Here is a 15691-nt window from a genome sequence, read left to right as displayed (position 1 = left end):
TAAAAGATCAATTTTTGATTTCTTTTCTTATGAATTTCATGATAAAGCCCATAGAGTGTGATGATATATTTTCCTGATCGCTGCTTAATACGAATGATAAGCTCGGCTTTCCCTATAGATAAAAACCAGAGTTGCAGGGTTCAGGGAAGTTATGCAAAAATGAAATCGTAAAAGTGGACAGGAATATTTCACAATGACTGTGAAAAATGAAACAATAGATTATTCAAAAACCCTTTATCTCCCACAGACAAATTTTCCTATGCGTGCAGGGCTTCCGCAAAAAGAGCTTGAATTGATGGCGCGTTGGGAAGATATGGGGCTTTATGCGCAATTGCGCCAACAAGCAAAACATCGTCCATTTTATATTCTTCATGATGGTCCACCTTATGCAAATGGTCATATTCATATTGGGCATGCTTTAAACAAAGTTCTAAAGGATGTGGTTGTCCGTTCATTCCAAATGCGCGGTTTTAATGCAAATTATGTACCTGGTTGGGATTGCCATGGGCTTCCAATTGAATGGAAAATTGAAGAAAAATATCGAGCACAAGGAAAAAATAAGGATGAGGTACCTCTTAACGAGTTTCGTAAAGAATGCCGTGAATTTGCACAGCATTGGGTAACCGTCCAAAGTGAAGAATTTAAACGCCTTGGTGTCGTGGGAGATTTTAACACGCCTTATACTACAATGGCTTTTCATGCAGAAGCACACATTGCCAGTGAATTGATAAAATTTGCTATGTTAGATCAGATTTATCGTGGTTCCAAGCCGGTGATGTGGTCTGTTGTAGAGCGTACGGCTTTGGCAGAGGCTGAGATTGAATATCATGATCATGAATCAGAGGTGCTTTGGGTTAAGTTTCCTGTCTTTGAAGCAAATTCTGATGATTTATATGGTGCTTATGTCGTCATTTGGACAACAACACCGTGGACAATTCCAAGCAATCGTGCAGTGAGTTATTCTTCGCAAATTTCTTATAGTATTTACGAAGTTGAAAGTGCTGAAAATGATTTTGGTCCTCAAGTGGGAGAAAAGCTTCTCTTTGCAGACGCTTTAGCGATGAGTTGTGGAGAAAAAGCCAAACTTGTTTTGAAGCGTTTGCGTGTTATTTCTTCTGAAGAGTTGAAAGCTCTTGTTCTTTCTCATCCACTCAAAGGTTTGGCTGGGTGGTATAACTTTAAAATTCCATTGCTTGATGGTTCGCACGTAACAGAGAGTGCTGGTACAGGTTTTGTCCATACAGCACCAAGCCATGGGCGTGAGGACTTTGAAATTTGGAATGATTATAAGTCCTTACTGGAGCAAGCGGGGATTGATTCATCTATACCGTTTCCTGTTGATGATGCAGGGTTCTATACGAAAGATGTTCCAGGTTTAGGACCAGATCGTGAAGGAGGACCTGCACGTGTTATTGATGATAATGGAAAAATGGGTGATGCCAATAAAGAGGTCATTAACGCTTTAATTAAAGCAGATCGATTGTTTGCACGGGGGCGTTTAAAGCATTCCTATCCCCACAGTTGGCGTTCAAAAAAACCCGTTATTTTTCGCAATACACCACAATGGTTTATTTCAATGGATAAAGATTTTGGGGATGGTTCAACTTTACGTAGTCGGGCTTTGGAAGCTGTTTCAAAAACGCGTTTTGTGCCGTCTTCTGGACAAAACCGCCTAGCTTCTATGATAGAAGATCGTCCTGATTGGGTTCTTTCTCGTCAGCGTTCTTGGGGTGTTCCTATTTGTATTTTTGCGAATGAGGATGGTGTTATTCTAAAAGATGAAGGTGTGAACGAGCGTATTTTACGGGCTTTTGAAGCAGAAGGGGCAGATGCATGGTTTGCTGAAGGAGCACGTGAACGTTTTTTAGGTGAGCGTGCACATGAGCCTTGGGTACAGGTTTATGATATTTTGGATGTTTGGTTTGATTCTGGAGCAAGCCATAGCTTTGTGTTAGAAGATCGGGCTGATTTGAAATGGCCTGCTGATGTTTATTTTGAAGGTTCAGATCAACATCGCGGATGGTTCCAATCTTCTCTTTTGGAAAGCTGTGGTACGCGTGCTCGTTCTCCCTATAAGTCCGTGATCACACACGGTTTTACTTTGGATGAGAATGGTAAGAAAATGTCTAAATCTTTAGGCAATACGGTTGTTCCGCAAGAGATCATTAAAACATCTGGAGCTGATATTTTTCGTCTCTGGGTTATGACAACCGATTATTGGGAAGATCAGCGTTTAGGCAAAAAAATACTTCAAACAAATGTGGATTCATATCGTAAACTACGCAATGCAATTCGTTGGATGCTAGGAACTTTAGCACATGATGATGGAGAAGAAGTATCTTATGGTGCACTGCCGGATCTTGAAAAATTTATATTGCATAGGCTTTTTGAACTTGATCAGTTGATTAATCGCGCTTACGATGAATTTGATTTTAAAAAGATTATGCGTGCATTATTGGATTTTTCAATCATTGAGTTATCGGCATTTTATTTTGATATCCGCAAGGATTCTCTTTATTGTGATGCGCCTTCATCAAAAAAACGCAAGGCCTCCTTGCAGGTTGTCCGTGAGATTTTTGAGCGTATGGTAACATGGCTTGCTCCAATGTTACCTTTTACTATGGAGGAAGCTTGGTTAGAGCGTTACCCAGAAAGCCAATCGGTGCATTTGGAACAATTTCGCTCTGTACCAGAAGAATGGCAAAACCAATCTTTGGCTGAGCGTTGGAAAAAAATTCGGCAGGTCCGTAAAGTTGTGACAGGTGCTTTAGAGCTTGAACGTGCTAATAAGCGTATTGGATCCTCTTTGGAAGCTGCGCCTATTGTTTTTATTTCCAATCTGGTTTTACGAGAGGCATTAGAAAATGTGGATATGGCGGAGATCTGTATTACCAGTGCACTCACAATTACGCAGGACACAATACCTTCTGATGCTTTTACTTTGAATGATGTTGAAGGTGTTGGTGTATATCCAGAGAAGGCATTAGGAAAAAAATGTGCTCGATCATGGCGTTATACACAAGATGTTGGAAGTGATCCAGTTTATCCGGATGTATCTGCTCGTGATGCAGCTGCTTTGCGGGAATTGCAGATTCTTGGCAAGATTTAAAGTTTTAGATCAAAGGAAAGAAATGCAAGTAAATTTCTCATATTGATGAATATAGTTTTTTGTGGTACGAAAAAAATTCCGTTGTTTTATCTGCAGGGGGGAAATTTGTGTATGGACCGTTCTCTCATAAATAACGGGAATATTAATCAGCCATACACCTAGGAAATGGAATAGGCAGTGAGAAAACATGAAATAAAAATATTTCCAATAGGAATTTTAGGGATGTGCTTTGTTTTAACGGGATGCAATTTATCCGCTCCTACCTATGGTACCAATAAACCAGTTTCAATACAGTTTTTTGAAGATGTTGCTAATATCACTTCATTAACACCAACAAATAACAGCAGCCAGATTGTTATGAAACCTCATCCAAAACTTGTAATACCAAGCCCTAGTTCACGCAGATTTTTGCCGGTACCACAACAAGATAGATCTGTCAATGAAATGGCAGCATCGAAGAAGCATCAAGGAAATACACCTTTTCCTCACAAAGGATCGTCAGTTAATGGCGTTGGTTCAGAAAATCCTTCACAGTTGAATGCGAAGCAACGACAAGAATATTTACGTCGTCAGAGAGCACAAGTTGGAAGTTCAAAATACCGTCGCTATCTCACTGAACCACCTTTAAGTTATCGCCAACCGGCAAAAACCGCACCTATTGGTCGATAGGGAAAAGACAAAACATTTAAAGTAAAGTATTTTTCCAATTACTTATGATACCAAGCTCTCATTCGCGCGCAGTTATAATGCTGCTGTAGGAGGGGGTATTCTCATGAAATAGCAATATGACAACAGCATCGAGAGAGTCCTTATGCGTTTCCTTAACACGAAACATTTCTCAAGCTCATTTTACAACATTGCTCATGTGGATAGTATAACGTAAAATCTATTGTGCTCCAATACTTTATGCTTAGGAAGGAGAAAGTGGATACCATCATTTCATTTTACAGACTCCAATGTTGCGATAATTCTTGCATTTGAGAGCTTTCATAAGAGACATTTTTAGTCTTTTCTAAAACGTTCTTTATCCAGACGATAATTCCGCTTATGATGTGCAAGAAAGAGATTTTTACTGTTTCAATGTAATTTGAAATGAGAGTATATCTATGATATTTTGGACTTTATATTTTATATACAAAATAATGAATTATTCTTTTGAATGAATGTATCATCTAATAGAAACAATATGCAGAATTAAAAGAGAGAAAAAATGCTTCGAAATAGCTTTTGCTATATATATCAGAAGAATTAACAGTCTTTTTTGAGAAGTAGGATAGTTGTTAAAGAGTGAAAGTTATGGAAGAAGAATTATTTTTAGTATCGCTTTTGTACAAAAAAGTCTTTAAGTAATTGAGCTGCTTCTTTTTCTTTGAAACCAGAATAAATTTCAGGTTTGTGATGGCAGGTTGTTTGCTGATAAAAACGTGGGCCATTTTCTATAGCACCTCCTTTGGGATCATTTGTTGCATAATAGAGACGTCGTATGCGTGCAAATGAAATGGCAGCGGCACACATAGCACAAGGTTCAAGTGTTACATAAAGATCGCAATCAGGAAGCCTTTCGCTTTGCAATGTTTCGCAAGCCATACGGATTGCGCGTATTTCTGCGTGTCCTGTAGGGTCATATGCAGATTTTATAAAGTTACCAGCGCGTGCAATGATAGCTTTTCCACGTGTAATGATAGCACCTACGGGAACTTCATCTTTTTTTGCAGCCTCTTGCGCTTCTAAAAGGGCTATTTCCATGGGCGTCAAGGTCATAATATTCTTTCTACTGAAGGTATAGAAAATCTAAAGGTTATCTCGATAAGGAATGCTATGGAATGAATAATTTATTACGCTTTTATAATGAAAAGAATACCTCTATTTTTTTAAGAGTTTAAAACAAACTTGCAAGTCAACAGATACATTATTGTCGTTAAAGGATAGAAAATGATAAATGATTATGCTACTTCATTTTTCAGGATAAGCGGTATGGTGCATGTGAATAATTTTCTGAACATACTTGCAAAGATTGGTTTGAAACGCAAATGAATGAAAATAATGAGAGTGAACGAATTGCTAAAAGATTAGCGCGTGCTGGTGTTGCTTCGCGTCGAGATGCAGAAATGATGATTGTTTCAGGTCGTATTTCTGTGAATGGTAAAGTCGTGAAAACGCCAGCTTTTAATGTTAGCCGCTCTGATGTTATTAAAGTTGATGGCAAACCTTTACCTCCTATAGAACGAACGCGTTTATGGCTTTACCATAAGCCAGCAGGTCTTGTCACCACGAACCGTGATCCTGAAGGCAGACCTACAGTATTTAGTAATTTACCAAAAGGAATGCCGCGTGTTCTTTCTGTAGGAAGGCTTGACATTAACACGGAAGGGCTTTTGCTTTTAACCAATGATGGTGGCTTAGCGCGTGTATTAGAGCTTCCTGTAACGGGGTGGGTCCGCAAATATCGTGTCCGTGCTCATGGAAGAGTCAAGCAGAGCGCGTTGGATAACCTTAAAAATGGTATTGCGATTAATGGTATTTTTTATGGTTCGATTGAGGCATCAATTGAACGCGAACAAGGGTCGAATGTATGGCTTTCTGTCGCTTTGCGAGAAGGAAAAAATCGTGAAATAAAGAATGTTTTAGGGGCATTGGGATTATCAGTTAATCGATTAATACGTGTATCTTATGGTCCATTTCATCTCTCTGATTTAGAAGAAGGAGCTGTGCAAGAGTTAAAAGGGCGGATGTTACGAGATCAGTTGGGAGAGCGTTTGATTATGCAAGCCAATGCAGATTTTGATGCTCCTATTCTTAAGCCATTTTCAAATTCTGCAGTTGTTGCAGAAAAGAAAAGCCAGAAAGATCTTTCTGTTGCAAATGATGGTTGGGTTTTCTCAAGTGAAAGGGTGATACGACGTCGCTCAAGAGATGGTTCTGTTGAACATAGTCGCGCACGATTAAGTACAAAATCTCATGAAAATGTAAAAAAGGAGAAAAGTGAAGAAGGAAAAGCAGAGCGTTTTCTACCGCGTTCTCGCCGTGCTAATGTTTGGATGGCTCCTGGTGCACGTCCGCAAAGTGCACGTAGAAAGCCTTCTTATAGTGAGGAGAAATCGCATGGTCATAAGAGCGATTTGGATGGTAGAAAATCATTTCATCGAAGCAAGGAAGAACTAAAAGAAAATCCGTCATACAAAGAGAAGAGGGAAAGTTTTGTTCAAAAACATGGCAAAATATCTTATGAAGAGACGCATCCCTTTGGTAAGAAAGATCGCTTTTTAAAGGATAAAGAGAAAATGATAAAAGGTGGTCATGATGAGCATTCTTTTGAGAGAAAGAAAAAGGTAAAATCGTTTGGTGGTGCTATGAAAAAATCTAAACCACATAGGGACGGTGCAAAAACTTCGAAGCGATTTGGAGGTCCACGTGCGGATCATAGGCGGTAAATTTGCTGGGCGTATTTTGTTTTCGCCTGTTAATCAGTCGATTCGCCCAACGAGTGATCGTACACGTGAAAGCCTTTTTAATATTCTTTCTAGCCGTGAAGAACAATTTTGGACCAATAAACGCATTCTTGATCTTTTTGCTGGGACTGGTGCTTTAGGCATCGAAGCACTTTCACGTGGAGCAAAGGCTGCTGTTTTTGTTGAAAACTCGGTTGAGGGGCGTGGGGTAATTCAAAAAAATATCGAAGCCTTTGAATTACAGTCAATAGGGCGGATTTTGCGTCGAGATGCAACCAAACTTGGTAATATTGGAACAATGCTGCCATTTGATGTTATCTGCGCTGATCCTCCCTATAGCCATTGTTTAGGTGAACGTGCTTTTGTAGAAGCTTTGCGAGGAGGGTGGGCAAAAGCTGATACACTCTTCATACTTGAAGAAAAGAAAGATACAATGATTCATTTACCTGACGTCTTTTATCTAGATGATGAGCGTTTTTATGGTGAAACAGCAATACGTCTCTATAAATTACGATCGCTTACATCTTGAGAAAGTTCTTGTGTTTATCCGATAGGATGAAAAAATGCTTTTACACAGTTTTCTTCATTTTATATGGTTTTTAAAAGGTTAAGCAGAAAATCAATAAAAGATTCTAATGTTAAAGGAATTGATGAATTTTTATTAGCTTTACTATAGAAGGATGTTTTTTCTCCAATAGGATATATATTCCTCGATAATAGTTATGATCTTTTTTGTCTAATTTTTTCTGCTATACCTTAATCATCACATTTCATCAGCAGTTGAAAGTTTTAAGCTATGCAGTCTGCATTTATATCTTATATGATGCGTAACGTCTATTTTTGTTATTGTATAAATTTAAAAAAGATATTTTGTTTAGTATTGAAAATATTGTTCATTTATCCTGAATATTTGTGTGTTTAGTTTAGTAGTATCCCTTGTTAATTTAATCATTACATATTAAGTAAATCTGAGAGTATTAAGTATCTTATCGTTGTGCAGCTTTAAGGATACTTTTTTATATTATTCTTTATCACTAAAGATAAGGAATTTGTAAAAAAGGGGAGATTATCATGTTTAAATGGATATATAGTGAAGAGATTAGCACAGAAGCAAGTGCTGAGCAAATTTGGGCTATATGGGAGGACGTAGCAAAATGGCCTTCTTGGGATCACGAACTTGAGTGGGTAGAACTTTTTGGTGCTTTTAAAGTAGGAGCTGTAGGCCAAATGAAACCTAAAAAAGGACCTACAGTAACTTTTACACTTGATAAAGTTATAAAAAATGTTTGTTTTTCTGATTATGCTAAACTTCCTTTTACACGTATGAGTTTTAATCATGAATATATTTGTTCAACAAAATCTGGTTCTTCCAATAACAAAATTCGTCATACTGTAATTATGTATGGCTTACTTGCTCCTTTCTTTGGAGTGATTATTGGATCAAAAATTAAGTTATATCTTCGCGATGCAATGATTGAAATGAGTAGACGTGCTCTTACTGAAAACAAAAGCATCTTGTAAGGGGGTGCATTTATAAAGAAGTTAATACCTTAAAAAAGGTGCAGAAATCTTAGCCTTGTTAGAATGAAATTAGTTATGAGTATATAGCAAATTGATGAGCTATGATTTGGTTTTAGTTAGCTGTTGAAATCGTGTCAAAGCATCTTACGGGATTAATTTTGCGCTAAAAATCTTATGAAATTCATTGAATTTTTTTTATATATAAAAGCTTATAAGATGCTCTCTTCATTGAAAATGAGAAAGTTTCAGAAGTTCATTACTTCTCTATGATGTAGGTCCATATCGTCATAATATTTTCCTGTTTCTAATGTTGCAATATTTTTTGCATTTAAAACCTTCATAAGAGGCATTTTGATTTCTTCTTAAATAGGTTTCATTCATATGCCCCTTATTCATGATATGCTCGCAAATAGTTGTGATTGACTCAACATGAATAGGTTCGAAACAAAGAGAATTTTATGCTATTAGGCTTTTTTATACAAATTACAAAACAATAAATTATAAGTATAAATCAAACTGTTAATTTTATTGAAAGATTACAAGATAATTTCTTGATTACTTTTAAATATAAAAAATGAGTTCTTTATGATATTACGTCCATTAGGGTAAAGAAGTTTATGACTGCTCATTTTGTTGAAACCATAATGGAAGGAAATATTTTTTACTCTGTTTAAGTTTTGTTTCATTTACAAGAGTGCCGTCTCATTATGAGAGAGTTTATAGAAGCAAAGAAGTGTATACAAATATAAGGCATTTTCTTGATTCTTTCTTGGAAATTAAAGAATGCTATAGGAAAGATATGAGGTAAGTTTTTTACTACCCAGAGGAAGGAAGACCTGTGATTTAGATCATTTTATGCTTTTCGAATTTTTGAGGACTTTGGCTTAAATTCAAGTGTTATTGCTAAGACTTTTGTTAATTGCCAATTGTTCTGTTGATTTGATTGTCAGTGGAGATTTGGCTCCTAAAATGATAAGGGCCCATGAGAAATCTTGAAACTAAAGAGATTTTACGGCATATACGGCATATTACGTCTTTTCATAAAGAAGCTAAAAGGAAAATGATTTAATGCATTAAAAGAAAAAGAATGCATGAATGTGCATAATCTTATGAATCAATACACAAGAGTTATATTTTGATTTGTATAAATTTGTCAGAATGCTTATCAATGTAAATAATAAAATATTTTAGGGAGTCTATAATGACTGATAAAAACCAGATTGAGAAAGCTGTTTCGCTGGTTGAAGCAGCAAAGCGTTCTGGGGCAGATGCTGCTGATGCTGTTATTGTTCATGCTCATTCTACCAGTGTATCAGTTCGTTTTGGGAAAGTCGAATCGACAGAAGCAGCAGAGAGCAATGATTTTACTCTAAGGGTTTTTGTTGGAAAAAAAGTAGCAAGTGTTTCTGCTAATTTAGGATCTTATCCGCAAGAACTTGCGGAACGTGCTGTTGCGATGGCTAAAGCTTCTCCCGATAGTTTATTTGAAGGTTTGGCAGATAAAGAGTGTTTGGTTAAGTATCCTAAAGATCTTGATCTTTTTGATGATTTTGTACCCAGCAGTCATTTTTTAACAGAAGATGCTTTAAAAACGGAGGCAGCAGCTCTTGATGTTAAAGGTGTAAGCAATTCTGGTGGCGCTGCAACAGCTTATGGCCGTAGTGGGTTTATTCTTGTGACCAGCGATGGTTTTTGTGGAGCCTATCGCTCAAGTTGTTTTTCACGTTCTTGTAGTGCTCTTGCAGGTGAAGGAACACAGATGGAGCGGGATTATGATTATACAACAGCCTTACATTTTTCTGATTTAGAGGCAGCAGAAACTGTGGGAAAGAATGCAGGGCTTGGTGCTGTTCGACGTTTGGGGGCAGTTCGTGCGGCGACTGGGAGCGTTGATGTTATTTTTAATCCGCGTACGGCTCGTGGAATTGCAGGGCATATCGCATCTATGGTCAATGGAGCCTCTGTGGCTCGAAAAACGAGTCTTTTACAGAATTTCCTAGGCAAGGAAGTGATGAAGCCTAATGTTAATGTAACCGATCAACCTTTGCGATTACGTGGAAATGCTTCTCATCCTTTTGATGGAGAAGGGGTAGAGGGGCAAACACTCAATATTATTGAAAATGGTATTTTAAAAAATTGGCTTCTTTCATCATCTACAGCACGTGAATTGGGACTTAAAACAAATGGACACGGTATGCGTTCGGCATCATTAGTGCAGCCGACCAGTACAAATTTTGCTATTGAACCGGGTTTAGTATCGCCTTGCGATATGATAAAAGATTTGCGAAATGGATTTTATGTGACCGAATTATTCGGTCATGGCATTGATTTTATTACTGGTCAGTATAGTCGTGGAGCTTCCGGTTTTTGGATTGAAAATGGTGAAATTGCTTATCCGGTAAGTGAAGTAACGCTAGGTTCTGATTTGCTTCATATGTTAGCACATTTAACACCTGCCAATGATATTGATCGGCGTTATAGTACAGCTGCTCCAACATTGTTAATTGAAGGGATGACACTTGCAGGAAAATAACACGCATCATTCTTCTGATTTAAATCTTTTGCGTGACGTTTGTCGAGAGGCAGGAGATTTAGCAATGCGGTATTTTGGATGCACGTTGGATGTCTGGATTAAAGAAGGTAATTCCCCGGTTAGTGAAGCAGATTTTGCTATTGATCATTTCTTGAAAGAGAGGCTTCTTGGAGCTCGTCCAAATTATGGATGGATTTCAGAAGAAACAAAAGATAATCGAGAAAAACAAGATTATTATGAGCGCTCTTTTGTTGTTGATCCTATTGATGGAACGCGTGGTTTTCTTTCTGGCAATCCTTATTGGTGTATTTCGGTTGCCATTATTGAGAATGGGCGTCCTATTGTGGGCGTTCTACAATGTCCGGCTCAAGGAGATGTTTATACAGCTGTAACGGGTGGAGGGGCAACATTAAATGGGATAAAACTTCCTCGTTTAGCCTTTGAGGTTCATCGAAAATATAAAATTTCACTTGATAAATCGCTCGCACAAAAATTACCAGATGATTTTCTCAATCAAGTCAGTCTTTATCATTATCTTCCTTCTCTTGCTTATCGTATTGTTCTTGTTGCTCAAGATGAAATTGATATCGTATTAGTTCGTCCAAATTGTCATGAATGGGATATTGCCGCTGCTGATCTTATTTTGCAGGAGTGTGGAGGGTGTTTTTTATCGCTTGATGCCCCTTTACTATCTTATGGAATTGAACCTTACCAGTATGGACTTTTAATTGCTGGTAAAAATAATTGCTGTCAAGATATGATAGATGTTGTTCGTCAAACAAAGTTAGTTTAATCACGTAAAAGCGCGCTAAAATAATCTAAATGATATGGAGGCACATATGACTGAAACCAAAGGAAAAAAACAATATTTACATCTTGTATTTGGTGGGGAATTAAAAAATCTTAACAGTAATCAATTTAAGAATCCTGATGATTTAGATGTGGTTGGTATTTTCTCAGATTATCAATCCGCTCAAGAAGCATGGCAGGCAAAAGCACAAAGCAGTGTAGATAATGCATTACAACGTTATTACATTGTAGATTTGCATCAGTTTCTTGATGCTGAGTTAGGCGATGCAGAATAAAGCTTGAATATTTGGTTATTATAACCTGTAGATTGCTTCATGCTTTTGTTTAGTCGTCCTTTTCATAGGTACGTTCTTCGGGTAAAATAGAATGCCGTAAAAAAGAATATGCTTGTTGTTTAAAATTCATATGTTTTTTTAAGAAACATCTCCCAAAGCACCTAAACCCATTTCATAATGGTGTTCCTGCAAGGTATAAAATCCATTATTGCACCACCATCTTTACGCTTAATAAAAATGCAAGACAGTTTCTATCAACCTATTTACAACAGCAATATTATCATGACAGCTATCACTCGAAATTTATGATTATATTGTGAATAGTCACTCTGCTTTTGAATGGGGTATGAGACACTAATGCGTTAAGATTAATAAAAAGAGTAGCATTATTAATGATACCAATTACTACTCTGTTGAGATTATTAGCACTCGTTACTTATCTATTGGAATTTTTTCAACGAGTTATTACTATAAGTTTAGAAACCATGAAAGTCGTTAGAAACTTTACCAAAATTAGAAACTTAGAGAAACTGAATAGATTTATGAAGTTAACTTACCTCATAAGGGTTTTTTGAGTACTTATTTAAAACTACAATCTATAAGTTAATCATTTTGTGTTGATTATATACAATCTTAAAAGGAATAATATGTCATGCGACCTCCTGAAAAGAGAGGATTTAAAATTTTAAAAACTCTTATTTAAATTGCTTTAAGACTTTTAAGAAATTCTCTATTAAACAAGATTAGATTTTTCTGGATTACCTTTAAGAGATTATATCACAATTTAAAATGAGAACTCTATACTATTCAAAAGTTTTTTAAGATTAGTTTGACATATTCATTTTATTGAAATGAAATAATAGAGATTGAACTTTCTTTTAAACACATTTTATTTATTGTATTTATATTAGGTTGTAATGTCTATATGGGTTATTTTTTGAAAAATTGACAATACCTAACATATGTAAAAATAAGCTTTTTCTCTAAAATATCAACGTGCAAAATTCAAAGTCTCACTAAAATCATAAGAAGTATTTATTCAGTGAGTTGAAAAAATGATACAATCTATGTCATAGATTTATCATTTATATTTTAAAAATTATAATCGACTGAAATGTAGTTTTGTTATTTTTGAGTAAGATTTTTTATAGGGTGCAGAATGAAGTGATAAAATCGATATAAGTTACAAAATTTAATTAAAAGAGATTTAAATAATGTGTATATGTATTGAATTTTCTCATGGATTAAGCTTTTTTTATTTAAGATATGGATGATATTAAAAAATATGGATACAACCAATAGTGTTGATGAATTTTTTAACAAAATAAGTATATAGATATCTTAAAATAGCTGGATGAGGTGATTTTAAATGGTAGAATTAAAGGCACATACGGCTCTTTTAAGCTATCGGATGATTGGTTTTTGCTTATGTCCTGTTATTCCTTTTTATTTGTTCTTTCGTGCTATTCGTGGAAAAGAAGAGTGGTGTCGCAAAAAAGAGCGTTTAGGTAAAAGTTCTCATATACGCCCCCAAGGTTCGTTAGTTTGGTTGCATGCAGCAAGTGTTGGAGAAACACTTGCACTTGTTCCACTTATAAATTATATTTTATCATTGGAAATCAATGTATTAATGACAACTGGGACGGTGACATCTTCTACTCTTGTGAAAAAATATTTTGGTAATAGGTTGATTCATCAATATGCTCCTTTGGATTTAGATTTTGCAGTGCGCCGTTTTATTCGTCATTGGAAGCCTGATCTCGTCTTAATTTGTGAATCAGAAATTTGGCCTCTTCGTATTAAAGAACTTGCAAAAATGCGTATTCCGCAGATTTTGGTTAATGCCCATATGTCTGAACGTTCTTTTAAAGCTTGGCAAAAACGACGTGTTCTTGCCAAACATATTTTTAAGGATATTGATTTGGTGATTGGTCAAAATGAAAGAGATGTAGCTTATTACCATACACTTGGCGTAAAATCTGTTACGTTTTCTGGTAATCTCAAGGCTGATGTTTTTCTGGTTGAAAATCAAGAATTGCTTGCACGTTATCGTAATGCTATCGGCAATCGCCCAGTTTGGGCAGCTGTTTCAACGCATGAAGGGGAAGAGGAGATTGCTTTTGAGGTCCATAAAATTGTTAAAAATTATTTGCCAGATTTATTAACAATTATTGTACCTCGTCATCCTGAACGTTCAGAAGATCTTATCAGAAAATGCGATAATAAGGGATTAAGTTTTATTCGTAGGAGTAGAGACGCTGTTCCAAACATGAATACCGATATTTTATGGGGAGATACCATTGGAGAAATGGGACTTTTTCTTCGCTTATCGAAAGTTTCTTTCGTTGGTAAATCGTTATGTGGAAATGGTGGACACAATCCATTGGAATTGGCTTTGCTTGGTTCCGCTATTTTGACAGGGCCTCATGTTTCAAATTTTCAAGAGATGTTCAAACAATTTCTAACGCATGATGCAGCATATATGGTTCAAGATACAAAACAGCTTGCTATTCAGGTGTATAAGCTTTTAACAAATGAAACATTGCGGCAAGAAATGGTTGATAAGGCTCATGAAGTGGCGACAGGTATGGCAGGTGCATTTGAGCGCACATTAAAGATTTTAGATCCATTTTTACAACCCCTTGTAATACAAACAGGTTTACGTCAGCGTCAGGGTAGATATGCATATTAGCGCCCCTCGTTTTTGGTGGAAAAATAAAAGCTTTTTGCATTTTGTGTTAGTTCCAGTTTCATGGGGGTATGGTTATTTTTCAAGTTGTTTTATGACAAGACAGCCTCCCGTGATTGATCTGCCAGTTTTGTGTATTGGAAATTTTACATGTGGCGGTGCGGGTAAAACGCCGGTTGTTATTGCTTTTACAAAAGTGGCTAAAGAACTTGGTTTCGTACCTGGTATTGTATCTCGTGGTTATGGTGGATCAGTTAAAGGGGTACATCTTGTAAATGAGAAATATGATACTCCATATAGTGTTGGAGATGAGGCACTTTTACTTGCACGGCATGCTTTTGTAGCTGTATCACCTAATCGTTATGCAGCGGCACAACGGCTTAAACAAGAGGGATGTAATCTTATTTTAATGGATGACGGATTTCAAAGTCGCCGTCTTTATATGGATTATGCGTTACTCGTTGTTGATGCGATGCGCGGTTTTGGTAATGGAGCTGTCTTTCCAGCAGGACCTTTGCGCGTACCATTAAAAACGCAGTTTTCTTTTATGGATAGTGTTTTATTGATTGGTCACTCCGATGCACCTGATAATGTCGCTTTTCTTGTTTCGCGTACTGGAAAGCCTTTATATCGTGCTCATCTTAAAGCCAGTGCCTCTGATGAGGTTTCAGGAAAATCATTTTTGGCATTTGCTGGTATTGGCAATCCAGATAAATTTTTTAAATCTATTAAAGAATTGTCTGGTCATGTGGTGCAAACTTACATATATCCAGACCACTATCTTTTCACAGATAAAAACTTAAAAAGCCTTATACAAAAGGCTAAAATGCACAATTTATGGCTCGCAACAACCGCTAAAGATTATACCCGTATACAGACAATTCACATGCAAAAAGATTTGAAAAATCTTATTATCTTTGATGTGAATGTCGATTTTGTTCAAAAAGACTTCTGTCGTATGGTCCTTGAAGAGGTCATAACCCGCTTTAGAAAACGTTCCCTTGAATTTTCTTGTCTAAAAGGCAAAGGCTAAATTCATAGCTTTCGAGGGGTTATTTTTCTTTTGTTTTTAACAATTGCTTGAGATATGGATTGCACTCAAGTTCGCGCTGATAGGAGATTTCACAACTAGCATATGCTTCTTGGCGGTGATGATTCCAATATTTTAAATCATCTATAAGGATTTTTTGCCCGCTAACAGCACAAATGGTATAGGTACCATATTCTATAATGTCATATCCGTTATTAGAATAATGAATTTTTGCTTCGCGTTCACCATTGGGAAACATTATAACTCCTTTTTAC

Annotated in this window: 12 protein-coding genes; 10 read left to right on the top strand and 2 right to left on the bottom strand. The window is 36.4% G+C overall.

The genetic code is table 11. The features are described 5' to 3' along the window. Positions 1–193 precede the first annotated feature (193 nt). Positions 194–3109 carry an isoleucine--tRNA ligase gene (ileS, locus tag ACFIL2_RS02470; RefSeq protein ID WP_375640695.1) on the top strand — a complete coding sequence of 972 codons (2916 nt, stop codon included), beginning with the start codon at positions 194–196 and terminating at the stop codon, positions 3107–3109. 177 nt (positions 3110–3286) lie between these two features. Then, complete coding sequence (locus tag ACFIL2_RS02465) at positions 3287–3778, top strand: hypothetical protein (RefSeq protein WP_375640696.1); 492 nt, start codon at positions 3287–3289, stop codon at positions 3776–3778. Between the two features lie 645 nt (positions 3779–4423). Here the strand turns inward: ACFIL2_RS02465 and ACFIL2_RS02460 are convergent. Further along, the gene (locus tag ACFIL2_RS02460) at positions 4424–4870 is read right to left on the bottom strand and encodes a nucleoside deaminase (RefSeq protein ID WP_375632851.1); all 447 of its coding nucleotides are present in this window, start codon (positions 4868–4870) and stop codon (positions 4424–4426) included. Between the two features lie 269 nt (positions 4871–5139). Here ACFIL2_RS02460 and ACFIL2_RS02455 point away from each other — a divergent pair, with 269 nt between their 5' ends. From ACFIL2_RS02455 to lpxK, 8 genes are all read left to right on the top strand, one after another. Next, a complete protein-coding gene (locus ACFIL2_RS02455; protein ID WP_375680397.1) occupies positions 5140–6540 on the top strand; it encodes a pseudouridine synthase in 1401 nt (466 codons plus the stop codon). Next, positions 6521–7087 (top strand): 16S rRNA (guanine(966)-N(2))-methyltransferase RsmD, encoded by a 567-nt coding sequence (gene rsmD / locus ACFIL2_RS02450; RefSeq protein WP_375680396.1) that lies wholly within the window; start codon positions 6521–6523, stop codon positions 7085–7087. The genes ACFIL2_RS02455 and rsmD overlap by 20 nt, the downstream gene beginning before the upstream one ends. A 542-nt stretch (positions 7088–7629) precedes the next feature. Continuing rightward, positions 7630–8079 (top strand): hypothetical protein, encoded by a 450-nt coding sequence (locus tag ACFIL2_RS02445; protein WP_375632855.1) that lies wholly within the window; start codon positions 7630–7632, stop codon positions 8077–8079. A 1201-nt stretch (positions 8080–9280) separates the two neighbouring features. Continuing rightward, positions 9281–10612 carry a TldD/PmbA family protein gene (locus ACFIL2_RS02440; protein WP_375612375.1) on the top strand — a complete coding sequence of 444 codons (1332 nt, stop codon included), beginning with the start codon at positions 9281–9283 and terminating at the stop codon, positions 10610–10612. Then, the gene (locus tag ACFIL2_RS02435) at positions 10599–11405 is read left to right on the top strand and encodes a 3'(2'),5'-bisphosphate nucleotidase CysQ (RefSeq protein WP_375618599.1); all 807 of its coding nucleotides are present in this window, start codon (positions 10599–10601) and stop codon (positions 11403–11405) included. Before ACFIL2_RS02440 ends, ACFIL2_RS02435 begins: the two co-directional genes overlap by 14 nt. 46 nt (positions 11406–11451) lie before the next feature. Next, a complete protein-coding gene (locus ACFIL2_RS02430; RefSeq protein ID WP_375618600.1) occupies positions 11452–11697 on the top strand; it encodes a DUF4170 domain-containing protein in 246 nt (81 codons plus the stop codon). Positions 11698–13066: 1369 nt separating this feature from the next. Next, a complete protein-coding gene (gene waaA / locus ACFIL2_RS02425) occupies positions 13067–14389 on the top strand; it encodes a lipid IV(A) 3-deoxy-D-manno-octulosonic acid transferase (RefSeq protein ID WP_375680395.1) in 1323 nt (440 codons plus the stop codon). Beyond that, positions 14379–15419 carry a tetraacyldisaccharide 4'-kinase gene (gene lpxK, locus ACFIL2_RS02420; protein WP_375680394.1) on the top strand — a complete coding sequence of 347 codons (1041 nt, stop codon included), beginning with the start codon at positions 14379–14381 and terminating at the stop codon, positions 15417–15419. The genes waaA and lpxK overlap by 11 nt, the downstream gene beginning before the upstream one ends. Positions 15420–15438: 19 nt before the next feature. Here the strand turns inward: lpxK and ACFIL2_RS02415 are convergent, their stop codons facing one another. Then, positions 15439–15675: a DUF2093 domain-containing protein gene (locus ACFIL2_RS02415; protein WP_375680393.1), complete on the bottom strand. Its 237-nt coding sequence runs from the start codon at positions 15673–15675 to the stop codon at positions 15439–15441. Between the last annotated feature and the right edge of the window lie 16 nt (positions 15676–15691).

The organism is Bartonella sp. AP30XZML (assembly GCF_042195945.1).
Taxonomy (GTDB): Bacteria; Pseudomonadota; Alphaproteobacteria; order Rhizobiales; family Rhizobiaceae; genus Bartonella.
This window is presented reverse-complemented; position numbering and strand designations above follow the sequence as displayed.